This window comes from Rhizobium sp. CCGE 510 (genome assembly GCF_000292525.1).
Taxonomy (GTDB): Bacteria; Pseudomonadota; Alphaproteobacteria; order Rhizobiales; family Rhizobiaceae; genus Rhizobium.
Genome location: NZ_AEYF01000045.1, coordinates 169,210 through 190,404, shown reverse-complemented (window position 1 = coordinate 190,404; position 21,195 = coordinate 169,210). Strand labels below are relative to the sequence as shown.

General features: G+C 60.7%; 21 protein-coding genes. 13 read left to right on the top strand and 8 right to left on the bottom strand.

Going from position 1 to position 21,195, the window contains the following annotated elements; translation table 11 throughout:
• Positions 1-6: 6 nt before the first annotated feature.
• Genes RCCGE510_RS24980 through RCCGE510_RS24955 form a run of 6 tightly spaced genes read left to right on the top strand, consistent with a single transcriptional unit; the run spans position 7 to position 5,357 of the window.
• Positions 7-1,023, top strand: a complete 1,017-nt coding sequence (locus RCCGE510_RS24980) for a formamidase (RefSeq protein WP_007634565.1) — start codon at positions 7-9, stop codon at positions 1,021-1,023.
• Between the two features lie 11 nt (positions 1,024-1,034).
• Positions 1,035-1,736: an isochorismatase family cysteine hydrolase gene (locus tag RCCGE510_RS24975; RefSeq protein WP_007634564.1), complete on the top strand. Its 702-nt coding sequence runs from the start codon at positions 1,035-1,037 to the stop codon at positions 1,734-1,736.
• On the top strand, positions 1,736-2,791 hold the full coding sequence (gene atzD / locus RCCGE510_RS24970; protein ID WP_007634563.1) for a cyanuric acid amidohydrolase: 1,056 nt from the start codon (positions 1,736-1,738) through the stop codon (positions 2,789-2,791). Before RCCGE510_RS24975 ends, atzD begins: the two co-directional genes overlap by 1 nt.
• A 1-nt stretch (position 2,792) precedes the next feature.
• Entirely contained in the window at positions 2,793-4,343 is a 1,551-nt protein-coding gene (locus RCCGE510_RS24965) for an ABC transporter ATP-binding protein (RefSeq protein WP_007634562.1), read from the top strand.
• Positions 4,343-5,011 (top strand): cysteine hydrolase, encoded by a 669-nt coding sequence (locus RCCGE510_RS24960; protein WP_007634561.1) that lies wholly within the window; start codon positions 4,343-4,345, stop codon positions 5,009-5,011. Before RCCGE510_RS24965 ends, RCCGE510_RS24960 begins: the two co-directional genes overlap by 1 nt.
• Positions 5,004-5,357, top strand: a complete 354-nt coding sequence (locus tag RCCGE510_RS24955; RefSeq protein WP_007634560.1) for a cupin domain-containing protein — start codon at positions 5,004-5,006, stop codon at positions 5,355-5,357. Before RCCGE510_RS24960 ends, RCCGE510_RS24955 begins: the two co-directional genes overlap by 8 nt.
• 51 nt (positions 5,358-5,408) lie before the next feature.
• Here the strand turns inward: RCCGE510_RS24955 and RCCGE510_RS24950 are convergent, their stop codons facing one another.
• The 4 genes from RCCGE510_RS24950 to RCCGE510_RS24935 all read right to left on the bottom strand — a co-directional run bounded on the left by RCCGE510_RS24950 (position 5,409) and on the right by RCCGE510_RS24935 (position 8,429).
• Positions 5,409-6,200, bottom strand: coding sequence for an amino acid ABC transporter ATP-binding protein (locus tag RCCGE510_RS24950; RefSeq protein WP_007634559.1), 792 nt, complete (start codon positions 6,198-6,200; stop codon positions 5,409-5,411).
• Complete coding sequence (locus tag RCCGE510_RS24945; protein WP_007634555.1) at positions 6,197-6,865, bottom strand: amino acid ABC transporter permease; 669 nt, start codon at positions 6,863-6,865, stop codon at positions 6,197-6,199. Before RCCGE510_RS24945 ends, RCCGE510_RS24950 begins: the two co-directional genes overlap by 4 nt.
• A complete protein-coding gene (locus RCCGE510_RS24940) occupies positions 6,862-7,503 on the bottom strand; it encodes an amino acid ABC transporter permease (RefSeq protein WP_007634553.1) in 642 nt (213 codons plus the stop codon). The genes RCCGE510_RS24945 and RCCGE510_RS24940 overlap by 4 nt, the downstream gene beginning before the upstream one ends.
• A 98-nt stretch (positions 7,504-7,601) precedes the next feature.
• The gene (locus RCCGE510_RS24935) at positions 7,602-8,429 is read right to left on the bottom strand and encodes a transporter substrate-binding domain-containing protein (protein WP_007634551.1); all 828 of its coding nucleotides are present in this window, start codon (positions 8,427-8,429) and stop codon (positions 7,602-7,604) included.
• Positions 8,430-8,654: 225 nt separating this feature from the next.
• On the opposite strand from RCCGE510_RS24935, the gene hutC reads away from it, so the two are divergent.
• The 4 genes from hutC (at position 8,655) to RCCGE510_RS24915 (ending at position 12,336) form a co-directional block, all read left to right on the top strand.
• Entirely contained in the window at positions 8,655-9,362 is a 708-nt protein-coding gene (gene hutC, locus RCCGE510_RS24930; protein ID WP_007634549.1) for a histidine utilization repressor, read from the top strand.
• Between the two features lie 30 nt (positions 9,363-9,392).
• Positions 9,393-10,331 (top strand): LysR family transcriptional regulator, encoded by a 939-nt coding sequence (locus RCCGE510_RS24925; protein WP_007634547.1) that lies wholly within the window; start codon positions 9,393-9,395, stop codon positions 10,329-10,331.
• Positions 10,332-10,444: 113 nt separating this feature from the next.
• On the top strand, positions 10,445-11,800 hold the full coding sequence (locus RCCGE510_RS24920) for an LLM class flavin-dependent oxidoreductase (protein ID WP_007634545.1): 1,356 nt from the start codon (positions 10,445-10,447) through the stop codon (positions 11,798-11,800).
• On the top strand, positions 11,797-12,336 hold the full coding sequence (locus RCCGE510_RS24915) for a flavin reductase family protein (RefSeq protein ID WP_007634542.1): 540 nt from the start codon (positions 11,797-11,799) through the stop codon (positions 12,334-12,336). The genes RCCGE510_RS24920 and RCCGE510_RS24915 overlap by 4 nt, the downstream gene beginning before the upstream one ends.
• On the opposite strand, the gene RCCGE510_RS24910 is transcribed toward RCCGE510_RS24915, so the two are convergent.
• Positions 12,313-13,476: an aminotransferase gene (locus tag RCCGE510_RS24910; protein WP_007634541.1), complete on the bottom strand. Its 1,164-nt coding sequence runs from the start codon at positions 13,474-13,476 to the stop codon at positions 12,313-12,315. The genes RCCGE510_RS24915 and RCCGE510_RS24910 overlap by 24 nt on opposite strands.
• Positions 13,477-13,572: 96 nt before the next feature.
• On the opposite strand from RCCGE510_RS24910, the gene speB reads away from it, so the two are divergent.
• A complete protein-coding gene (gene speB, locus RCCGE510_RS24905) occupies positions 13,573-14,628 on the top strand; it encodes an agmatinase (protein WP_007634540.1) in 1,056 nt (351 codons plus the stop codon).
• Positions 14,629-14,706: 78 nt separating this feature from the next.
• On the opposite strand, the gene RCCGE510_RS24900 is transcribed toward speB, so the two are convergent.
• Both RCCGE510_RS24900 and RCCGE510_RS24895 read right to left on the bottom strand, forming a co-directional pair.
• A complete protein-coding gene (locus tag RCCGE510_RS24900; protein ID WP_007634539.1) occupies positions 14,707-15,291 on the bottom strand; it encodes a cysteine hydrolase in 585 nt (194 codons plus the stop codon).
• 75 nt (positions 15,292-15,366) lie between these two features.
• Entirely contained in the window at positions 15,367-17,757 is a 2,391-nt protein-coding gene (locus tag RCCGE510_RS24895; RefSeq protein WP_192815346.1) for an EAL domain-containing protein, read from the bottom strand.
• 103 nt (positions 17,758-17,860) lie between these two features.
• Between RCCGE510_RS24895 and RCCGE510_RS24890 the strand changes: the two genes are divergently transcribed.
• A complete protein-coding gene (locus RCCGE510_RS24890) occupies positions 17,861-18,667 on the top strand; it encodes a transporter substrate-binding domain-containing protein (protein ID WP_007634536.1) in 807 nt (268 codons plus the stop codon).
• A gap of 102 nt (positions 18,668-18,769) precedes the next feature.
• Here RCCGE510_RS24890 and fdhA read toward each other — a convergent pair whose 3' ends face one another.
• Positions 18,770-19,960 carry a formaldehyde dehydrogenase, glutathione-independent gene (fdhA, locus tag RCCGE510_RS24885; RefSeq protein WP_007634530.1) on the bottom strand — a complete coding sequence of 397 codons (1,191 nt, stop codon included), beginning with the start codon at positions 19,958-19,960 and terminating at the stop codon, positions 18,770-18,772.
• 656 nt (positions 19,961-20,616) lie between these two features.
• On the opposite strand from fdhA, the gene RCCGE510_RS24875 reads away from it, so the two are divergent.
• A complete protein-coding gene (locus RCCGE510_RS24875; RefSeq protein ID WP_007634521.1) occupies positions 20,617-21,051 on the top strand; it encodes a hypothetical protein in 435 nt (144 codons plus the stop codon).
• Positions 21,052-21,195: the final 144 nt, after the last annotated feature.

Here is a 21,195-nt window from a genome sequence, read left to right as displayed (position 1 = left end):
TTTCCGATGAACGGACTTGGTGGTCTCAACAAATCCGAACACGGCGTCGGCATCGGCCTCGTTCAGCTCCAGCTGCCGGTGACCGTCACCAAAGCGGACTTGGCAAAGCAGACGCAGGTGATCGTCGATCTGGTGGCCAAGGCGCGGCGCAACCAGCCGGGCATGGACCTCGTCATCTTTCCCGAATACGCGCTGCACGGCCTCTCCATGGACATCAATCCGGAGATCATGTGCACGCTCGACGGGCCGGAGGTCGCGGCCTTCAAGCAGGCCTGCAGCGACAACCGGATCTGGGGCTGCTTCTCGATCATGGAGCTCAATCCCGGCGGCATGCCCTATAATTCCGGCATCGTCATCGACGACCAGGGCGAGCTGAAGCTCTATTATCGCAAGATGCATCCCTGGATCCCCGTCGAGCCCTGGGAGCCCGGCGATCTTGGCATCCCTGTCATCGAGGGCCCGCGGGGCGCCAAGCTTGCGCTGATCATCTGCCATGACGGCATGTTCCCGGAGATGGCGCGCGAATGCGCCTATAAGGGCGCCGAAATCATGATCCGCACCGCCGGCTACACGGCGCCGATCCGCGATGCCTGGCGCTTCACCAACCAGGCCAACGCCTTCTGCAACCTGATGATCACCGCCAATGTCTGCATGTGCGGCTCGGACGGCACGTTCGATTCCATGGGTGAAGGCATGATCTGCAATTTCGACGGCGCGATCATCGCCCACGGCACCTCCGGCCGGCCTAACGAGATCATCACCGCCGAGGTGCGTCCTGACTTGGTGCGGGAGGCCCGGCTCGGCTGGGGGGTGGAGAACAACATCTACCAGTTCGGCCATCGCGGCTATGTCGCCGTCGCCGGCGGCGCCCAGGATGCGCCCTACACCTACATGCACGACCTTGTCGCCGGCAAATACCGCCTGCCATGGGAAGACGAGATAAAGGTCAAGGACGGCACGTCCTGCGGATTTGACAAGCCGATGCGCCGTTACGGCGAACCCCTCAAACCTGCCGCGGAATAGGAGAGAGAATGATGGACGCGATGGTCGAAACCAAAGGGCATTTTATCGACGCCGATCCGTATCCGTGGCCCTATAACGGCGCTCTGAGGCCTGACAATACCGCCCTCATCATCATCGACATGCAGACGGATTTCTGCGGCAAGGGCGGCTATGTCGACCATATGGGCTACGACCTGTCGCTGGTGCAGGCGCCGATCGAACCCATCAAACGCGTGCTTGCGGCCATGCGGGCCAAGGACTACCACATCATCCACACCCGCGAGGGCCACCGCCCCGACCTCGCCGATCTGCCGGCAAACAAACGCTGGCGCTCGCAGCGGATCGGCGCCGGCATCGGTGATCCCGGCCCCTGCGGCCGCATCCTGACGCGTGGCGAACCCGGCTGGGACATCATCCCCGAACTCTACCCGATCGAAGGCGAGACGATCATCGACAAGCCCGGCAAGGGTTCGTTCTGCGCCACCGACCTCGAACTCATCCTCAACCAGAAGCGCATCGAGAACATTATCCTCACGGGGATCACCACCGATGTCTGCGTTTCGACGACGATGCGCGAGGCAAACGACCGCGGCTATGAATGCCTGCTTCTGGAGGACTGCTGCGGTGCGACCGACTACGGAAACCACCTCGCCGCCATCAAGATGGTGAAGATGCAGGGCGGCGTCTTCGGCTCGGTCTCCAGTTCCGCGGCTCTAGTCGAGGCGCTGCCCTGATGCCGTCATTGCGTGCCCATGTCTTTCGCGTGCCGGCCGACGGCCCCGATGACGTTGCCGGCGTCGAGGCGCTCTTTGCTAGCGGCCTTCAGGCGAACAACGTTGTCGCCGTTCTCGGCAAGACGGAAGGCAATGGCTGCGTCAATGATTTTACCCGCGGTTATGCCACCCGCAGCTTCGAGACATTGTTCAGTAGATATGGCGTCGACGGCGTCTCGATCATCATGTCCGGCGGCACCGAGGGTGGGCTCTCGCCGCATTGGACGGTTTTTGCGCGTGAAACCGTAGAAACCCCGGGCGAACGGGCGCTGGCCATTGGTGTGTCGCGTACCCCCGCGCTGCCCACCGAACATCTCGGGCGCCGGGAACAGATCCTGCTCGTTGCCGAAGGCGTGAAGTCCGCGATGAGGGATGCCGGCATCGGTGATCCCGCCGATGTCCATTTCGTGCAGATCAAGTGCCCGTTGCTCACCTCGCGCCGGATTGCCGAGGCCGAGGCAGCAGGCAGGACGGTCGCAACCCACGACACGCTGAAATCCATGGGCCTCTCGCGCGGCGCTTCGGCTCTCGGCGTCGCCGTGGCCCTCGGCGAGATAGATGCGACATCGATCGGCGATGCCGACATCTGCACACGTTTCGATCTCTTTTCCCGCTGCGCCTCAACCTCGTCCGGGGTCGAACTCACCGATCACGAAATCATCGTCCTCGGCATGAGCGCAAAATGGTCCGGTCCGCTGTCGATCGACCACGCGGTCATGCGGGATGCGATCGACGCGCATTCCGTCAGGAAAGCCCGCGAACGCCTGCCGGAAAACGGCCGGCTGGCGGCGGTTCTCGCCAAGGCCGAGCCGGATCCGTCCGGCAGGATCGGCGGCAGGCGCCACACGATGCTCGATGACTCGGATATTGCAGGCACCCGCCATGCCCGTGCCTTCGTCGGCGGCGTTCTCGCCGGCATCTTCGGCATTACCGATCTCTATGTGTCCGGCGGCGCCGAACACCAGGGTCCGCCCGGCGGCGGTCCCGTCGCCATCATCGTCGAAAAGGAGCAATGAAGTGAGCACAGTCCGCGACACGCCCCTTCCGCAAGCCGGCAAGGCCGTCGGCATTGAGTCTCTCGATATGACCATGCGTTTCGGCAGCTTCACCGCGCTCGACAACGTCTCGATCGCCGTTCCGGCCGGCTCTTTTCACGCGCTTCTCGGCGAAAACGGCGCCGGCAAGTCGACACTCGTCAAATGCATCATGGGTTTCTATCACGCCACGTCAGGCTCGCTGTCGGTCGACGGCCGCGAGGTGGCGGTTGCCTCACCCAAGGATGCCGCGACCTATGGCCTCGGCATGGTCTATCAGCATTTCACGCTCGTTCCCTCGCTGACAGGCGCCGAGAACCTCGTCATCAGCCGCACCGAGGTGCCTTCAATCATCAACTGGGCGAAGGAGCGCAAGGACCTCGCAGCCTTCATGGAGCGCATGCCGTTCAAGATCCCGCTCGACAGGCCGGTGAGCGAGCTTGCCGCCGGCGAGAAGCAGAAGCTCGAAATCGTCAAACAGCTCTATCTCGGCCGCTCCTTCCTCGTGCTCGACGAGCCGACCTCGGTGCTGACGCCCGCCGAAGCCGATGAGATGCTCGGCATCGTGCGCGGGATGACCGAGCGCGGCGAGCTCACCGTGCTGATGATTTCCCACAAGTTCCACGAGGTGACGAAGTTCGCTGATGCCGTCTCGATCCTGCGGCGCGGCAAGCTGGTCGGCACCGGCAAGGTCGGCGAGGTCTCCACCGCCGAGATGGCGGCCATGATGATCGGCGACGTCAAGCTCGCCGAGCTCGACAGCCGTCTGCCGGTGGCGGAAGCGGCAAGACCCGTGCTGACCGTCAGCCACGTGAGGGCCCCGGATCGCTCCGGCCTGAAGACCATCGAGATCGACGCGCTTACGGTCCGCTCCGGCGAGATCGTCGGCATTGCCGGCATATCGGGCAACGGCCAGAAGGAGCTGACCGAAATTCTGGCAGGCCAGCGCCCGACCGATAGCGGCCAGGTCATGGTCAATGGCGAGGCTTATGGCGCCACCCGCGACGAGACCCGCAAGAACAGGGTGCGTTTCATCCCCGAAGAGCCGTTGCAGAATGCCTGTGCGCCGAAAATGACCGTGAGCGAGAACCTTGCGTTCCGCACCTTCGACTTGAAGCAGGACGGCAAGGACGCGATCTGGCTGAACAAGGGCAGCATGAAGAAGCGTGCCTCGGCGCTGATCTCCGACTTCAAGGTCAAGACCGCCTCTTCCGCCTCGCCGATCGCAGCGCTTTCGGGCGGCAACGTGCAGCGGGCGGTGCTCGCCCGCGAACTGACCGGCGATGTCGATCTGCTGATCGTCTCGAACCCCTGTTTCGGTCTCGATTTCTCGGCCGTTGCCGAAATCCGCGCCCGCATCATGAAGGCACGCAATCTGGGCGCCGCCGTGCTGCTGCTTTCCGAAGACCTCGACGAACTGCTCGAGATGTCCGACCGCATCATGGTCATTTCGGAAGGCAAGCTGGTTTACGAAACGCCGGCGCGCTCGGCCGATATCGGCGTGATCGGCGCCCACATGGCGGGACATCATTGATGGCACAGATCAAAGCCGAACCTTTCGCCTTTCCGGTGAAGCACGATGAGCTCGCCCTCATCGTCATTGACATGCAGCGCGATTTCGCCGAGCCCGGCGGCTTCGGTGCAAGCCTCGGCAATGATGTCAGCCGCATCACCAGGATCGTGCCCGATGTCAAACGCCTCATCCAGGGCTTCCGCAATGCCGGCCTGCCCGTGATCCATACGATGGAGTGCCACCGGCCGGATCTTTCCGACCTGCCGCCGGCCAAACGCAACCGCGGCAATCCTTCGCTCAGGATCGGCGACGAAGGCCCGATGGGCCGCGTCCTGATCTCCGGCGAACCCGGCACCGCAATCCTGCCGGAGCTCTCTCCTGTGAAGGGCGAAGTCGTCATCGAAAAACCCGGCAAGGGCGCCTTCTACGCCACCGAACTTGGCACCGTGTTGCAAGAGAAGGGCATTCGTCAGCTCGTCTTTGCCGGTGTCACCACCGAAGTCTGCGTGCAGACGACGATGCGCGAAGCAAACGACCGCGGCTATGAATGCCTTCTCGCCGAGGAGGCGACGGAGAGCTACTTCCCCGAATTCAAAGCCGCAGCCATCGCCATGATCCGCGCCCAAGGCGCGATCGTCGGCTGGACCGCGCATGTCGACGACATTCTGGAAAGCATCGCCCATGCCTGAAACGACCCGCGAAAGCCTGACGTCAGGCGGCTGGAAGGCGCTGGAATTCGGCCCCTTCCGCGATGCCGTCACCATTCACTGGATCCGCCCCTTCGAAGGTGATCAGCCGGGCGTGGCGCTGCTGAAATATGAGCCCGGCGCCTCCGTTCCCCGCCATCGCCACGAAGGGCTCGAGACCATCCTGGTGCTCGACGGCGTCCAATCCGACGAGACGGGCGATTACATCAGTGGCAGTTATATCGTCAATGCGCCAGGCAGCGAACACTCGGTCTGGAGCGATACCGGCTGTGTCGTGCTCATCCAGTGGGACCGGCCCGTGAAAATACTCGAAGAGGAAATTGCCTGAACCCGGCACCCGTCTTGGAGATCGGCCCGACGATCCGGAAGGACATGAGCTTCACAGCAGCATCGAGGCTCCACGATCGATATAGGTATCCAGAAATTGCTCGAGCCGGGGGTTTCTCGGTCGTTTGAAGACGTCCTGCGGCGAGCCGGTGAACAGCACCTTGCCGTGATCGAGAAAGACGATCTGCTGGCCGACCGTTGCTGCAAATCCGATCTCGTGGGAGACGACGACCATCGTCATGCCCTCGGCGGCGAGATCGCGCATGACGTTCAGCACCTCGCCGGTCAGCTCGGGATCGAGTGACGAGGTCGGCTCGTCAAACAGCATGATCTTCGGGTTGAGGGCGAGCGCCCGGGCGATAGCGACGCGCTGCTGCTGCCCCCCCGAGAGCTGCGACGGATAGTGCCCTGCCCTGCCCTCGAGGCCGACCTTGACGAGCTGGGCCATTGCCCGCTCCTCGGCATCCTTGCGGCTCATCTTGTGAACGGTCTTCAACGCTTCGCTGACATTGCCAAGCGCCGTCATATGCGGCCAGAGATTGAACTGCTGAAAAACCATGCCGATCTGCGATCGAATTTGCCGGTTCGTAGCGGCCGGTACCCGCTCCCGGACGCCCTTGGCGTTTTCCGCAAAGCCAAGCACCTCGCCATTGACGGTAATCGTCCCCTTGGTCGATTCCTCAAGAAAGGCCATGCAGCGCAGCAGCGTACTCTTGCCGGAACCCGACGGGCCGATGACGCAGGAAACCTGGCCCTGCACGATATCGAGGTCGATGCCGTGCAGCACAGTAGAGCCGCCGAAGGTCTTGACGAGATTTTTGACTGCGATCGCAGGAACGCTCATATGTTGAAAAACCTGAATCTGGTGAGTTTCGTTTCGGCGAGATGGCCGAGCCAGCCGGTGATTTCGACCAGTACCCAATAAAACAGCGCAAGCACGAAGAGCGCCTCGACGAAAGCATATTGCTGCGAGCCGATGGCGCTGAGTGTCGCCGTCAATTCCGGCACGGTGATGATGGACAGAACGGCCGTCTCCTTCATCAGGATGATCGTCATGTTGACCGACGGCGGCAGCACCAGCATGGTCATCTCCGGCAGCAATATGCGTCGGATGATCTGCCCTTGTGTCAGGCCAACGCATATCCCGGCCTCGATATGTCCCTTCGGGACCGCAGCAAAGCCCGAGCGGAATATTTCACTGAAATAAGCCGCGCCGTAGATGGACAGGCCGATGATGCCGGCCGGGATCGGATCGAGCGACAATCCGACGAATGGCCCGCCGTAGTAGACGAGGAATATCTGAATCAGGAAGGGCGTGCCGCGGAGCACTGCGATGACAATGCCGAACGCCTTGTCCAGGATCACCCCGCCAAAACGTCTGGCGACGGCGACAAGGAAGCCGAGCACGGCAGCGGCCGGGGTGGTGATGATCCAGATGACGATGGTGACCCATGCACCGCTGAGGATTTCCGGCAAGTTGCTGAAGATCACATTGATGTCGAAGGTCATCGTGGCACTCCTGGCAGGGAGCGTTCGATCAGGCCGCCCGCAAGGGCAACGATCCAATTAATGACGAGATAGATCAGCCCGGCGGAAGCGAAAATCTCGAGCGGCAGGAAGGTGCTGCCGGCAAGGTCCTGGGCCATGCGCGTCAACTCGATGACCCCGACGACCGAGACCAGCGAAGACGCCTTCAGGATAAGGATCGCTTCGTTGACGAGCGCCGGAAAGGTCAGGCGCAGGGCGATCGGCGCCTTGATACGGCGGAAGATCTGAACGGGTGTCATGCCGACCATTTCGGCAGACTCGACAAGGCCCGCGGGAACGCTGGAAAAACCGCCGCGCAGATTTTCAGCCTGATAGGCTGCCGTACACAGCGAAAGACCAATGATGGCCGCAATAATGCTCGGTACGTTGATGCCGATCGCCGGCAGCAGGTTATAGATCAGCAGCAGTTGCACCAGCAGCGGCACGCCGCGAAAGAAGCTGATGAAAATCCGCGCCTGCAGCGCCAGGAGCTGTTGCCGCGACAGCAGCATGGCGGAAACAATGATGGCGATCGCAAAGCCGATCAGGATAGAAACCACGCTGATCGTCACCGTGTAGATCGCGGCTTGCAGAAGCAGTTCGAAAAGCTTGATGGACATGGGCGGTGTTTGCCTGGGCGCTGCGGCCGCGAACTCTGATGCCACGGCATATTGCGCCCCGACCACTGGCGGGGCGCGTTCGTTTCACTGGCAGCTGATCAGAATGCCGGGTCCTTGACAGAATCCGGCGTATCAAAAGATGCACCGAACCACTTCGTCTGCAGCGCTGCCATGCGTCCATCTGCCTTGATCTTGAGCATCGCGGCATCGATCGCGTCCATCAGAGGCGCATGATCGGCATCCTTGAGACCGATGAAGCCGAAATAGGACTTCTTGCCGAATGGGGGCAGGACGACTTCGAACGTGCCCTTTCGCTGGCTGGCGACGAAGGCGATATTCGGCAGCGAATTGGCAACGCCGGCAATACGGCCGGCTGCGAGATCGGCGTAGGATTCGGTAAAGGCCGGATATTCGCGCACGTCGACTTTGGTCGGCAGCGTGCCGGAGAATTCCTTCAGCTGGTCGAGCTGGGCAGTTGCCTTGCCGACACCGATCGTCTTGCCAGCAATATCCTCCGGCTTGCTGATCGTGGTGTCGCCGGCCTTTTTCAGGATGGCAATCGTCGCTTCTGCAATCGGCGGCGTGAAGCGATAGCGCTCCAAGCGCTTCTTGGTGATCGTTGCAGGACCCGCGACGACGTCGAACTTGCCGGCCTCAAGCGCCGGGAAGACGCCGTCCCAAGGAAGCGCTACCCACTCGATCTTGACGCCGAGTTCCTTGCCGATCTCGGCAAAGAGGTCGACGTTCAAGCCCGTGTGCTCGCCGGCATCGATATAGTCAAACGGTGCGAAAGCCGTCTCGGTGCCAACCTTGAGGGTGCCGGCTGCCTTGACGGCTGCCAGGGTGTCGGCTGCGTGGGCGGAAACGGCTGCTCCGATGAGGAACGCAGCGCCGACCAGACCCTTCAGCAGTGAATGTGCCTTCATGATCATCTCTCCAGTTTTATCCCCCGGCGGAGGAGTTTTGGTTCCCGACTTCGATTTCCTCTGCGCGGACTTCTGTGCTCCGCTTTTGACTATACAAATAGATATAGGCTGGCCTAGAGTGTCAATGTAAAAGACGAGGAACGCAAAATTTGTGCCGGATGGCAGCGATCTCGCCGGCATGACCGTTCCGCATTCATGATCGTTGACGCCTAATGAGGTGCGGGCTTGGTGTCGATTTATCAGCGGATTTTCACGGATATCGAGACGAAGATCATCAGCGGTGATTGGCGGCCCGGCGACCGCATTCCCGTCGAGCACGAGCTGGTGGCCGAATATCGGTGTTCGCGCATGACGGTCAGCAAGGCGCTGTCGGCGCTGGCCGAGCGTGGCATGATCGTCAGACGGCGCAAGACCGGTTCGTTCGTCGCATCGCCCCAGATCGACCGCACGGTGATGGATATCCAGGATATCAGCACCGAAGCGGAACTGGCCGGGCACGAGCACCGCTTCGAAATCCTCGCCCGCAAGATCGAGCGCCTTGGAGAGGCGGAGGCGCAGCAGCTGTCGGAGCCTGCCGACGCAGAGGTCCTCAGGCTTCAATGCCTGCATATCGTCGACGGCAGACCGAATGCCATCGAGCGACGGATCATCATGCTCGATGCTGTCCCACGGGCGAGAGAGGAGAGCTTTGCTTCAATTCCGCCCGGCAAATGGCTGCTTGAGCAGGTGCCCTGGTCCAAGGCCAAACATGTCATTCGTGCCGTCTCGGCCGATACCGTGACGGCCCGAATCCTGCAGACGAAGAGGGGCGAGGCCTGCCTTAGCCTCATCCGCCAGACCTGGCAGAACGGCCGCACGGTGACATATGTCGAGTTTACCCATCCAGGCGACCGGTTCCAGTTTGCGGGGACGTTTCATCCGGCAGCAAATTGAGTTCGACGCCAATCACGAGAGGTTCTGAAAGTGACCGACGAGCGCCTCAAGGCGATCCCACTGAAAAGTTTGCAAGCCTTCGAGGCGGTGGGGCGCTGCGGCGGCGTGACGGCCGCGGCACTGGAGCTGAGGGTTTCACCGGGGGCCATCAGCCAGCAGATTCGCAAGATCGAAAGCTTTCTTGGAATTTCGCTTCTGGAGCGTAGCGGGCGAACCGTCGAGCTGACCGCCTGGGGCCGGCTCTACCATCAGGAGATATCGAAGGGGTTCGAGCAATTTGCGCTCGCCCAGCAATTGTTGGAAAAGGCGCGCAACGAGACGGCGCTGGTTCTCAGTGCGCTTTCCTCCGTCGTCAACAAATGGATCGGCAGGCGCATCTTCGACTGGCAGGCGCTTCATCCCGAAGTTCCAGTGAGGATTATCGGACGCGACAAGGAGCCCCGGATCGGCTTCGACGATGTCGATTTCCGCGTCAGCTACGGGTCGGACGTGCTGCAGCACGAACATTATACCGAGCTGTTCCGCGATTGGGTGGTGCCTGCCTGCTCGCCGGCGCTGATGCAGGATCGCGCGCATGCGGCTCGCGATCTCTTCGAACAGCCTCTCCTTCATGTCGAGTGGGAGCGGCACTTCACCCCTTATCCCAGCTGGGCGGAGTTTGCCGCCAAGGCCGGGGTCTCCTTCGATGCGTCGACGCCGGGCCTTTCCTTCACCCTATCGAGCAGTGCGATTGATGCTGCTGTCAACAAGCGCGGCGTCGCGCTCGCACAAATGTCGATGATATCAGATGAGCTCGAGGCGCAAACGCTCGTCATTCCCGTCGACCTGCGCATTGCACTGCGCGAAAGCTATTTTCTCGCCTGGGATCGGGCGGCCTTGCAGAAGCCCCACGGGCGCGAATTCCGCGATTGGGTCGTCGCTATTTCCCGTCAGCAGGCCCTGGCGTCCGCGCCTAAGCCGATACTTTAGAAAAACTAAAACGGAACCTAGCTACGCGATATTGATGAAAATTTGAGCCTGGCGATAATTTGCGCAGTCGCCCTCCACCGTTGGCGGCGTGGCCGACATAGCAGGAGAGCTCGATGGCGCGAACCGACAAGATGAAACTCGGGACTTTCGTCTATACGTTCGGCTTTCATCCTGCCTCTTGGCTGCATCCGACAAGCGACGTCAACGGCGCCAACGACTTCGCTCATCTGCTCGCTGTCGCCAAACGATCCGAGGCGGCCAAATTCGATTTCATGTTCATGGCGGATTCTCCCGCCGCCGCCGTCGGCGATCCCAGTGCGCTTGCCCGCATTCCGACCAAGATGAACCGCTTCGAACCCCTCTCGCTGCTTTCGGCTCTCGCGGTCACCACCAACGATCTCGGTCTCGTGGCGACGGTGTCGACGAGTTATTACGAGCCATACAATGTCGCGCGCCTGTTCGCCTCGATCGACCATCTGAGCAAGGGGCGCGTCTGCTGGAACGTCGTAACCTCCGATCACGACGAAACCGGCTACAACTTCAATCGCGAAGGGCTCGACCCGCATCCGTTGCGTTACGAGCGCGGCAACGAGTTCGTCGATGTCGTGTTCGGCCTCTGGGACAGCTTCGAGGAAGGCGCGCTGCTTCTCGACCGCGAAACCGGTGTCTACTATGACAAGGACAAGCACCACACGCTCAATCACAAAGGCAAGCACTTCCAGGTTCGCGGGCCGCTCAACATTGCGCGAACGCCCCAGGGCCGCCCGGTCATCGCCCAGGCGGGCGGCTCGGAACCCGGAATGGACATGGCGGCACGCACGGCGGAGATCGTTTTCAGCCTCGCATCGAATATCGACCGCAACCGGGCCTTTTACGAAAACGTCAAGCGCCGGATGCCGGCCCATGGGCGCGATCCGGACGACCTGAAAATCATGCCGGGCATCGTGATCAACGTCGGTGAAACCGAAGCCGAGGCAAAGGCGAAGGTGGATTATCTGATCGATAAGATGCATCCGGATGTCGGTCGGCTGATGCTCTCCGAATTCCTCGAGGCGGACCTGCGCGACGTCGCTCTCGACAAGCCCTTCCCCATGGATCGGCTGCCGGCGGCGCCGAAGGGATCACGCGCGCTGTTCGACGAGCTGGTTGACTTCGTCAGAAGCGGCCGCACCGTCGGCGAACTCATCCGGCACTATGCCGAGAAGCATACCGGAAATGGCATGACAGGCACGCCGGCCCAGATTGCCGACTTCATGGAGGAATGGTTCGAGACGCGCGCCGCCGACGGCTTCATCCTGATGTTTCCCACCTTGCCGTCGAGTCTCGACGACTTCGTGCGGTTGGTCCTGCCCGAGCTTCGGCGCCGCGGGCTGTTCCGTGAGGAATACGAGGGCAAAACCTTGCGTGAAAACCTCGGTCTTTCAATGCCTGTAAACCGCTTTGCCAAAACGCAGGCGCCAGCCCGATGAGTGCCGAGGCTTTGATAAGCGAAGCAGACTTCAAGCTTTCGATGCGTCATCTGGCGGGTGCCGTCAGCGTGATTACGGTCGGCGACGGGCAACACCGCACCGGCTTCACGGCAACGTCGGTCTCCTCCCTTTCGGCGGAGTTGCCGTCCGTCATCGTCAGCGTCAACCGAGCGTCTTCCTCATGGCCGGCGCTGCAGCGGTACGGCTGCTTCTGCGTCAACGTGCTCGCCGCCGACCAGGAGCAGGTGGCGCAATCCTTTGCCGGTCTTGACGGGAGAAAGGGCGCCGAACGCTACGGCAACGCCGGATGGTATCGCCTCAAGACCGGCGCGGCGGTCCTTGAAAATGCCCTGACGGTCCTGGACTGCAAGCTCGAAACCGCATTTCACTACAATTCCCATGCCGTTTTGGTCGGACATGTCTGCGCGATGGAAATCCGGCAGGGCATAGGGCCGTTGCTATATTGGCGCGGCGGCTATCATGAACTTCCGGCGGAGGTTGATCAAAATGGTCTAGCGAAGGCGCTCGGACAATAGCCCTATCGAAGCGACACCCGCATTGGCAAAGGCAAGTCTGAGGTAGCGCTCCTGCCCTTCCCCGAAATAGGCTCCGGGCAAACAGACAATGCCGGATTCCTTGGCGAGTTTTTCGGCAACCTCGGAAGACGATCGATCGGCGTGGGGATGGCGGACAAAGGCGAAATAGGCTCCGATCGCTCCGATCTTCCAATCCGCCAGCCCGGAAAAGACCTGCCTCAAAGCGTCCGCCCGGCGAGCAATCTCCAGCCGGTTGCCGGCTCGCCACTCGGCGAGTGCGGGGATCGCCGATGCAACGGCGATCTGAGCCGAACGCGGCGCGCAGATTTGCATATTGTCCATCACCTTGGCGATTTCGGCGATGAGTTTGGGGCCCGCCGTGATTGCACCCAGTCGATGACCGGGAATGCAGAAGGATTTCGAAAAGCTGTAGAGAAGAACGAGCGTGTCCTCCCAGCCCGGCTCGGAGAGAAGAGAGTGTGGCCGTCCGTCATCCTCGCCAAGGAAATCGCGATAGGTTTCATCGAGGATCAACCAGGCGCCATATTTCCGGCAAAGCACAAAAAGCTCGTGAAGCAGGCTTGGCGGATACACGGCTCCTGTGGGATTGTTGGGTGTCACGACGGCAAGCATCTTCGCGCCAGCCGCAAGGGCCGCCTCGGCTGAACCCGGATCGGGAAGAAAGCCGCTGGCCGGGTCGCAATCGACCAATCGACGCCCGATCCCCAGCATCGACAGCGTCGTATCGTGATTGAAATAGAAGGGGTTGGTCAGGGCTACGGTATCGCCGGCGCCCGCAAGCGCGATCGCTGCGCACATGAACGCCTGATTGCAGCCGGCGGTAATGTGGATATTACTGGCGGAAAGGTCGGCGCCGTAAAGCTCGGCAACGTGAGCCGCGTAGGTCTTGCGCAACAGAGGTTCGCCCTCGATCGGCCCGTATCCCGTCATCGCCTGTTGTCCGGCCGCCTCAGCAAGAAGCCGAAGCATCTCCGGATGCGCGGGATAGCCGGGCACGGCTTGCGACAGATCGATGAGCGGCCCTTTTTCTCCTTTGTATTCGCGGCTCCAGGCGGCGACGGAAGGAATGGGCGGGGCAGAGAGGCGGGCAACGAGCGAGTTGGGTTTTGCAGCGATCATATCGATTTCTCTTTGATACCGATTGCTACAACGATACCAATTGTTTTCTCAACCTCTTTGTCTGACGAGACGGACCTGAAGCGGAGACATATGCGCATGATGTGGGACAAAATGCGGCTGGAACAGCTGCGCGCAGAATTTGCAGATGCCAATGGCGGCGAGATATTCGATGAGAAGTTTCGCAAAGTGGCGGAGAAGATCATCTCCAAGAGCGGCACGAGACTGGCGCCCTATGCCGGAGTGCCGACCTTCCTCAGCGCACCCTACATGCAGGTTGAAGCCGATGATCCGGATTTCGGCAATCTCCAGGTTGCGATTACCGGTATCCCCATGGATCTTGGCGTCACCAATCGCCCAGGCTCGCGTTTCGGGCCGCGAGCACTTCGCGCCATCGAAAGGATCGGCCCCTATAATCACGTTCTCGCAACGGCGCCGGTCTTCGATCTTCGGGTCGCCGATATCGGCGACATATCGTTCCAAAGCCGCTACCGGCTGGAGCTCAGCCATGACGACATCGAAAAGCGCGTCGGCCAGATCGTCGATGCCGGCGTTGCCCCGCTTTCCGTCGGAGGCGATCATTCCATCAGCCACCCGATTTTGAAGGCCATCGGTCGGCAGCAACCGGTCGGCCTCATTCATATTGATGCCCATTGCGATACAAGCGGTGCCTTCGATCAGACGAAGTTTCATCACGGCGGGCCGTTCCGCAATGCGGTGCTGGACGGCGTGCTCGATCCGACACGGACGATCCAGATTGGAATCCGTGGTTCAGCGGAATATTTGTGGGAATTCTCCTATGCGTCGGGGATGACCGTGATCCACGCAGAGGACATCAGCGGAATGGGGATTGCGGCCGTCGTTGCCAAGGCAAAATCCATCGTCGGCGACGGCCCTACCTATCTTTCCTTCGATGTCGACAGCCTCGATCCGAGCTTTGCGCCCGGCACTGGCACGCCCGAGGTCGGTGGATTGACCACGCGTGAAGCCCTTGAACTGATACGCGGGCTGAAAGGGATAAACCTGGTGGGCGGTGACGTCGTCGAAGTTGCCCCGCAATATGACGCAACGACCAACACAGCGCACGCTGCAGCACAGGTGCTCTTTGAGATCCTGAGCCTGATGGTGTTTAGTACATCGATCGGCAAGCGCTAAGGCCGACCTCTCGGTCATCTCCATGTCATTCGCGGCGATGAGCAGTATTGCTGCGAAGGCTGCATCGCCACACTAGCTCTAGATAACCCCGCTCAAAAACTCTTCGGTTTCCATGAGTTCGAGCTGTACGGAAAACCGATCGTGCAGAAGTTCCAGTGAGGCGTCATGCGTATCGTCGGCGCCGCTGCAGACGGCGTCTTTCAGCACGATGACCCGATAGGCGAGATCAATCGCGCCGAGCGTCGTGGCAAGCACGCAGACATCCGTTTCACCGCCTGTGATCACAAGCGTATCGACCCGCTCCGATTGAAGGATCGAATGAAGGCGGCCGTCAATCCAAGGCGAATAGGTGCGTTTGTCGAAGTGCTTTGCCGGCGGAACCAGCGATGCCAGCGATGGGGCGAGATCGATGAAGCCGCGCGGAAGATGTTCGCCCGTCATCATCCACCATTTCCGGTAATAATCCCGCCATTTTCCCGGCATGTCGTCGGCATGTTCGGGTGGCACGAAGCGGGTAAAGATCGTTCGGGACGGGTGCCGCCCGGCCAGCTCTTCGATCTGCGGAGAGACCCGCGCCATCCAGGGAACGTGCCACGGCGTGTCTTCGGCAAACATCCGCTGCATGTCGACGCAAAGGTGCCGCCACTCCCCGATCTCGCCCATCACATCCTCCGTTCTCCGGGCGTCAACCTCCGCCTGCGGCGAAAGTTCCGGTGACCGGCGGATGACATCAGGCTTTCAGCCGACGGCGCCTCGAGCGATCGTCAGCAATCCAGCGGCGCTCTCAGCTTGCTGGAAACAATCGAGTTCGCGAAGAGGAACGGGTTTGGAGAAGAAGTAGCCTTGGAGGTCGGTGCAGCCGAGGGCGGCCAGAAAGTCGCGTTGATATTCGGTTTCAACCCCTTCCGCCGTCGTCGAGATCCCGAGGTTGCGGCTGAGCGCGACGATGGCACCGATGATCGCTGCCCCGTTGGCTTTCGTGCCGAGCAGCGAGACGAAGGAGCGATCGATCTTGATGCGGTCGATGTCGAAGCGCATCAGGTGGCTGAGGCATGAAAAGCCGGTTCCGAAATCGTCGAGCGAAATCTGGATGCCCCGGCTGCGCAGCGACTTCAGCACCGAATAGACGTCCGAGTTATCCTCAATCAGCGAAGATTCGGTGAGCTCGAGTTCGAGCCGGGATGGCGGCAGGCCGCTCTCCTCAAGCACGGCGAAGACTTCCTCGGCAAAATTCGGTCTTCTCAACTGGGCGGGAGATACGTTGACGGCAACGAACGTATCTTCAGGCCATTTGCAGGCGGCTCGGCAGGCTTCGCGCAGCACCCAGAAGCCGAGCGCATCGATGAGACCGCCCTCCTCGGCGACAGGGATGAAGCTGACAGGCGCCAACAGTCCGCGCTGGCTGTGACGCCAGCGCACCAGAGCCTCCGCGCCCGACGCCGAGTATCCGCCCTCGGCACGATGCACGGTTTGGTAATAGACCTCGAGCGATCCGAAGTCCGGCCTGTTCGCAGCCGGATCTGAGCGTAGACCGTCGGCGGACGAGGCCATGCTTTTGGCCAGAACGTCCCGCAACTCGTTCTTGAGAATGTCGCGCGCATTCCTGCCGCCGTCCATGGAAGGCGAATAGAACCGCCATTGACCTCTCCCGCCCATCTTGGCCTCGTAAAGCGCGACGTCGGCGTAGCGCATGATGTCGTCGGCATTCCGGCCGGCATCCGGCACGACCGTTATACCGATCGAACCGCCGACGCGGGCGACCGCCTCGCCCCGCAAGAGCGGGAAGGGTTTGCCAAGTTCGGCAACGATCGCTTCGCAGATTGCCGGCAAAACTTGATCATGGTCTTTGATGTCGCGGAGCAGCAGGGCAAATTCGTCCCCTCCGAGCCGGGCAAGCGTGTCGCCTGGGCGCAGTATGGAGCGGATCCGCTCCGCAGCCATCCTGATGAGTTCATCGCCGGCCGCATGGCCGAACGTGTCGTTCACCGCTTTGAAGCGGTCGAGGTCGAGAAGCGCAACTGCCGAGCGCTCGGCTGAATTTTTTGTCTCGGCCAGACACTCGTCGAACCGGATCGCGAACAAGGCGCGATTGGGAAGGTCGGTCAGCACATCATGCAGGGCAAGCTGCCGTGCATGCAGCTCGCTTTTCTTCAATTCGCCGAGACTGCCTCGCAGGCGCACCAACAGGACCGAGAACAGGATGGCGATCACCAGGGCGGCAATCGAAAGCGCCGGCATCAAGCGGCCGATCACCCTCGAACCTGGAAGATCGGGCCGCCAGACGATGAAGCCGATCGGTTCGCCATTTGCCGTGGCGTCGATCTGAAACGCAACCTCGTTCTCGTCTGCATCGGCGGTGCGCGCGAAGCGCGCGCCGTTGAGCCCCTGCTGCCGGCTCAATTCGTCCAGCGCCGCACCATCGATAAACCGAACGACGATCAGGAATTGCCGCGTCGGCTGTTGCTGTCCCTGGTCGGCCTCGTTGATGGCGACGACGCCGACGATCGTCGGCCGGCCTTCCAGCCGCATCAGGTTGGCCAAGGCACGGTTGGAGCGGGCGGCACTCGCAAGGCGGCTTTCCATCGAGGAAGGCGTTCGTTCGGAATACGTCCCTTGTCTGACCCCAAGGCGGGCATCCTGAAGGAGAGGCAAAAACAGAGGCTTCATCCAGCGGTAACGTTTTTCCGTCTGGGCGTCCGCCAGCATGAGCAGTTGAGCCTTCTCGTCGACGACGAAAGCCTGGTCGTAGCCGAAGGCGGACATTGCGGTCTGGCTGATCGCGCTTCCGGCCGCCGCCGTCAGCACTGCCTCGAGGCTTGAGGAGCCTCCGGTTGATCGGGCGGCAGGATAAACACGCGTGAGGTAGCCGTTGCCGAACTGGCCGATGACATGCGCGACCTGATCGACCTGTTCACGCAGACGCGCATTCACAAGCTGGCGTTGGCGATCAAGGGCGGCAGCGTCACTCTCGGTTCCTGCCCACAGCGCCGAAAGCACGACAAGTCCAATCGCTCCAAGGCCGCTAACGGCGATCAGAAAGAGAATTCTTCCCGAGGCGATCCAGGATTGCTGAAACGTATTGGAGCTGGAAGGAACAACGATATGCAAGCCTAGACCCCTGAACACCACGACACGGGCGCATGCGTCGACGCTAACAAAGAAGCGTTCACGTAGAATTAAAAGCTACGGCGCATTATGGGCGAGATCGAATACGCCCCAAGGAGCCCTGACGATGCTGCGCATATCCATTCAAACCACACTGCGCGCAGCGCTGATGGCAGGCGGGTTGGGTGTATTCTTGACTGCGGCCTTGCCGCTTCAGCTGGCTGCGCAAGATCGCACGCCGATGAGGGTTGCCGTCGAAGGTGCTTTTCCGCCCTTCAATTACCTCGATGCAAACAACAAGCTTCAAGGCTTCGACATCGATGTTGCCAACGCCCTTTGCGAGGTCGGCAAGTTCGAATGCCAGTTCATCATCGAGAAGTGGGACGACATAATTCCCGATCTCGTTGCCGATAAATACGACGCGATCATCTCATCCATGTCGATGAGCCTCGAGCGGCGTCAAAAGGTTGCTTTCACTGAAAAATACTACAACAGCCCGTCCGTGTTCATCGCTCGGAAAGAAACGCCGATCAGCGATGTCAGCCCCGCTGCCCTCAGCGGCAAGATTCTCGGGGTGACGTCGTCGACGGCGCAGGAATCCTACGCCAACCATCTCTATCCGGAGATGAAAAAGAAGGTCTTCCGGTCTTCGCCTGAACTGTACAAAGCGTTATCGGACGGCAGCGTCGATGTCATCCTGGAGGACAAGCTCGCCATCTACGACTGGATCGCCAACACCAAGGCCGGAACCTGCTGCGAGTTCAAAGGGCCGGATCTGGTCGACGTCACATATTTCGGCGAAGGTGCCGGCATCGCGCTGCGCCTGGATGACAAGGAGCGGCTGACGCGCTTGAACGAAGCGTTAAAGAGCATCAAGGCGGACGGGACCTATGACATGATCAACGCAAAATATTTCCCGTTCAGCATCGAGTAGTTTTGCCGACAGATTCTTAGTCATTGAGATACTCAAAATGTTACAGCGCCGCGCGTCTGAAAAGATGCGCGGCGCTGCAAGTTTGGTCTTCAGTCTTTTGCGTCAGGCGGCTTTCGCGACGTCTCCATGCGGATCGAGGACATATTTCGTCGCCGCTCCCTGGTCGAAGCTTTCATATCCGGCGGCGGCATCGTCGAGCGGGATGACCTTGGCATTGACGATATCGGCAATCGGCAGCCGGTCGTGGAGGATCGCCTGCATGAGCTGGCGATTGTATTTGAGTACCGGCGTCTGGCCGGTGTGGAATGACTGCGCCTTGGCCCAGCCGAGGCCGAAGCGGAGCGCAAGATTGCCGTGTTTGGCGGCGTTGTCGACGGCGCCCGGATCCTCGGTGACGTAGAGGCCGGGAATACCGATCGAACCCGCGGCGCGGGTAATCTCCATCATCTGGTTGAGCACGATCGCCGGCTGTTCGCCGCCCGAGTGGCCGCGTGCCTCGAAGCCGACCGCGTCGATGGCGCTATCCACCTCGTTGCTGCCGACGACCTGGGCGATCATGTCGCCAAGACGGTCGCTCTTCGAGAGATCGATCGGTTCGAAACCGACCCTCGCCGCATGCGCCAGGCGATCCTTGTTGAAGTCACCGATCATGACGACCGCAGCGCCGAGAATGCGGGCCGAAGCCGCAGCCGCAAGGCCGACGGGGCCGGCGCCAGCGACGTAGACGGTCGAACCGACGCCAACGCCGGCGCGCACTGCGCCATGGAAGCCGGTGGGCAGAATATCGGAGAGCATGGTGAGATCGCGGATCTTCGCCATCGCCTTGTCGCGATCAGGGATTTTCAGCAGGTTGAAATCGGCATAGGGAATGGTGACGTAGCGCGCCTGTCCACCGATCCAGCCACCCATGTCCACATAACCATAAGCGCCACCGGCGCGGGACGGGTTTACCGTCAGGCAGACACCGGTATCCTGGGACTTGCAGCAGCGGCAACGGCCGCAAGCGACATTGAAGGGTACCGAGACGATATCGCCGATGTCGAGCATCTCGACGTCGATGCCCTTCTCGATAATCTCGCCGGTGATCTCGTGGCCGAGCACCAGACCCGGCATTGCCGTCGTACGGCCGCGGACCATGTGCTGGTCGGAGCCGCAAATGTTGGTCGATATTACCTTCAAAATGACGCCGTGTTCGATGCGGCGGCCATCGGGCGCTTCCAGCTTCGGATCGTCGAGATCGCGAACTTCGACCTTACCCGGCCTCAAATAAACGACGCCTCTATTCTTGCTCATGGATTCCTCCCACTTGTTGATGCCTCGAGCTGCAACCGATGCAGTCAATGGCAACCCTTTCTCTCGGCCTGCCTCCTCTGCAGCCCGGTATTCACAACGCCGCATCGGGCGGTACTCGAATTTCGCAAATAGGCGGGGACAGATTGGATGGAGGGGAAGAGTGAAGACGATAGGCCTGGCCTGTCGTTCGCTCGTCATCGCCGCCGCAATCCGCCGATTTGCTGCGCAAAAAGCTGGTTTCCGGGCTCCAGAACCTCCTTTCGATTCGTCTTGGAATCTTCGGTCGGCCTTCCAACGGTTCTGTCGCCAGTGACGAGCGCTTTGAACACCACAAGAAACCATGCCCGGCGGAAAACAGCGCCCGAAAAAACGACATGGGTGCAACTCAAAGACGACAGTCGCCGAAGCCGCAGCAGCATGCCGCTCCAGAGAATGACTTGGCCTCCGGAATGGGGCGGTTTTCCGGATCGCTTCAGAAGATTTGATCCAAGCCTCCGATCAAATAGCTTGGGCAAGTGCAATGCACGCTTCCGCAGCCGCAAATCTGTTCGTCCACGGCAGATGCCGGTCTCAATCGTGATTGGACATCGGCTGCGACCTGAGCGACGCTATTTTTGGGAGCGGACCATCTATTTTTGAGAAGATAGGAGGCCGAAATGGAACAGTATGCGCTGGAGCAGTTGAAAACGATTGCAAAGGTCAGCACGACTTGTAAGCGCCTTGAACTAACGCGGCGCGAACGCATTGAACGGTGGGCCGAAAGTCTCGAACACAGCCCCAGACCGTTTCTTAGGACGCTTCACGAAACCGAATATCAGCCGATCGCAAATCGGATTGCCATGCGGGATGACGATACCCCGATCTCTGTTGCATTCGCTGATCCCATTCTGCGGGCGGCAGGAATGGAAAATGATAGTTATGGAGAAGCCAAACGGTTCTTCGAACTCAGCGACGAGCAGTTGCACGAGCTTGTCTGCTTCTGTCATTTTGGTGAAAGCGTCAGCGCGGCAGTAATCGCTCGTCGTGTACGAAAGATCGCAGATCCCAAACCAAGCGGTTTTTTCGCTCAGCTTCGTGCGTTCTTTGGCTGATTGGGGCTAAAGACCTCTTGGCGTAGCAAGGCTGACGCCTGCCATCGGGGTGAAAAGGCCGCCACGGCGGCCCGCCAGTGGCGGACGTCTCGTCCTGCGGCCTTGTCCGGCCTGCAGGGCACTTGCGCCGATCCGGCAATCGGG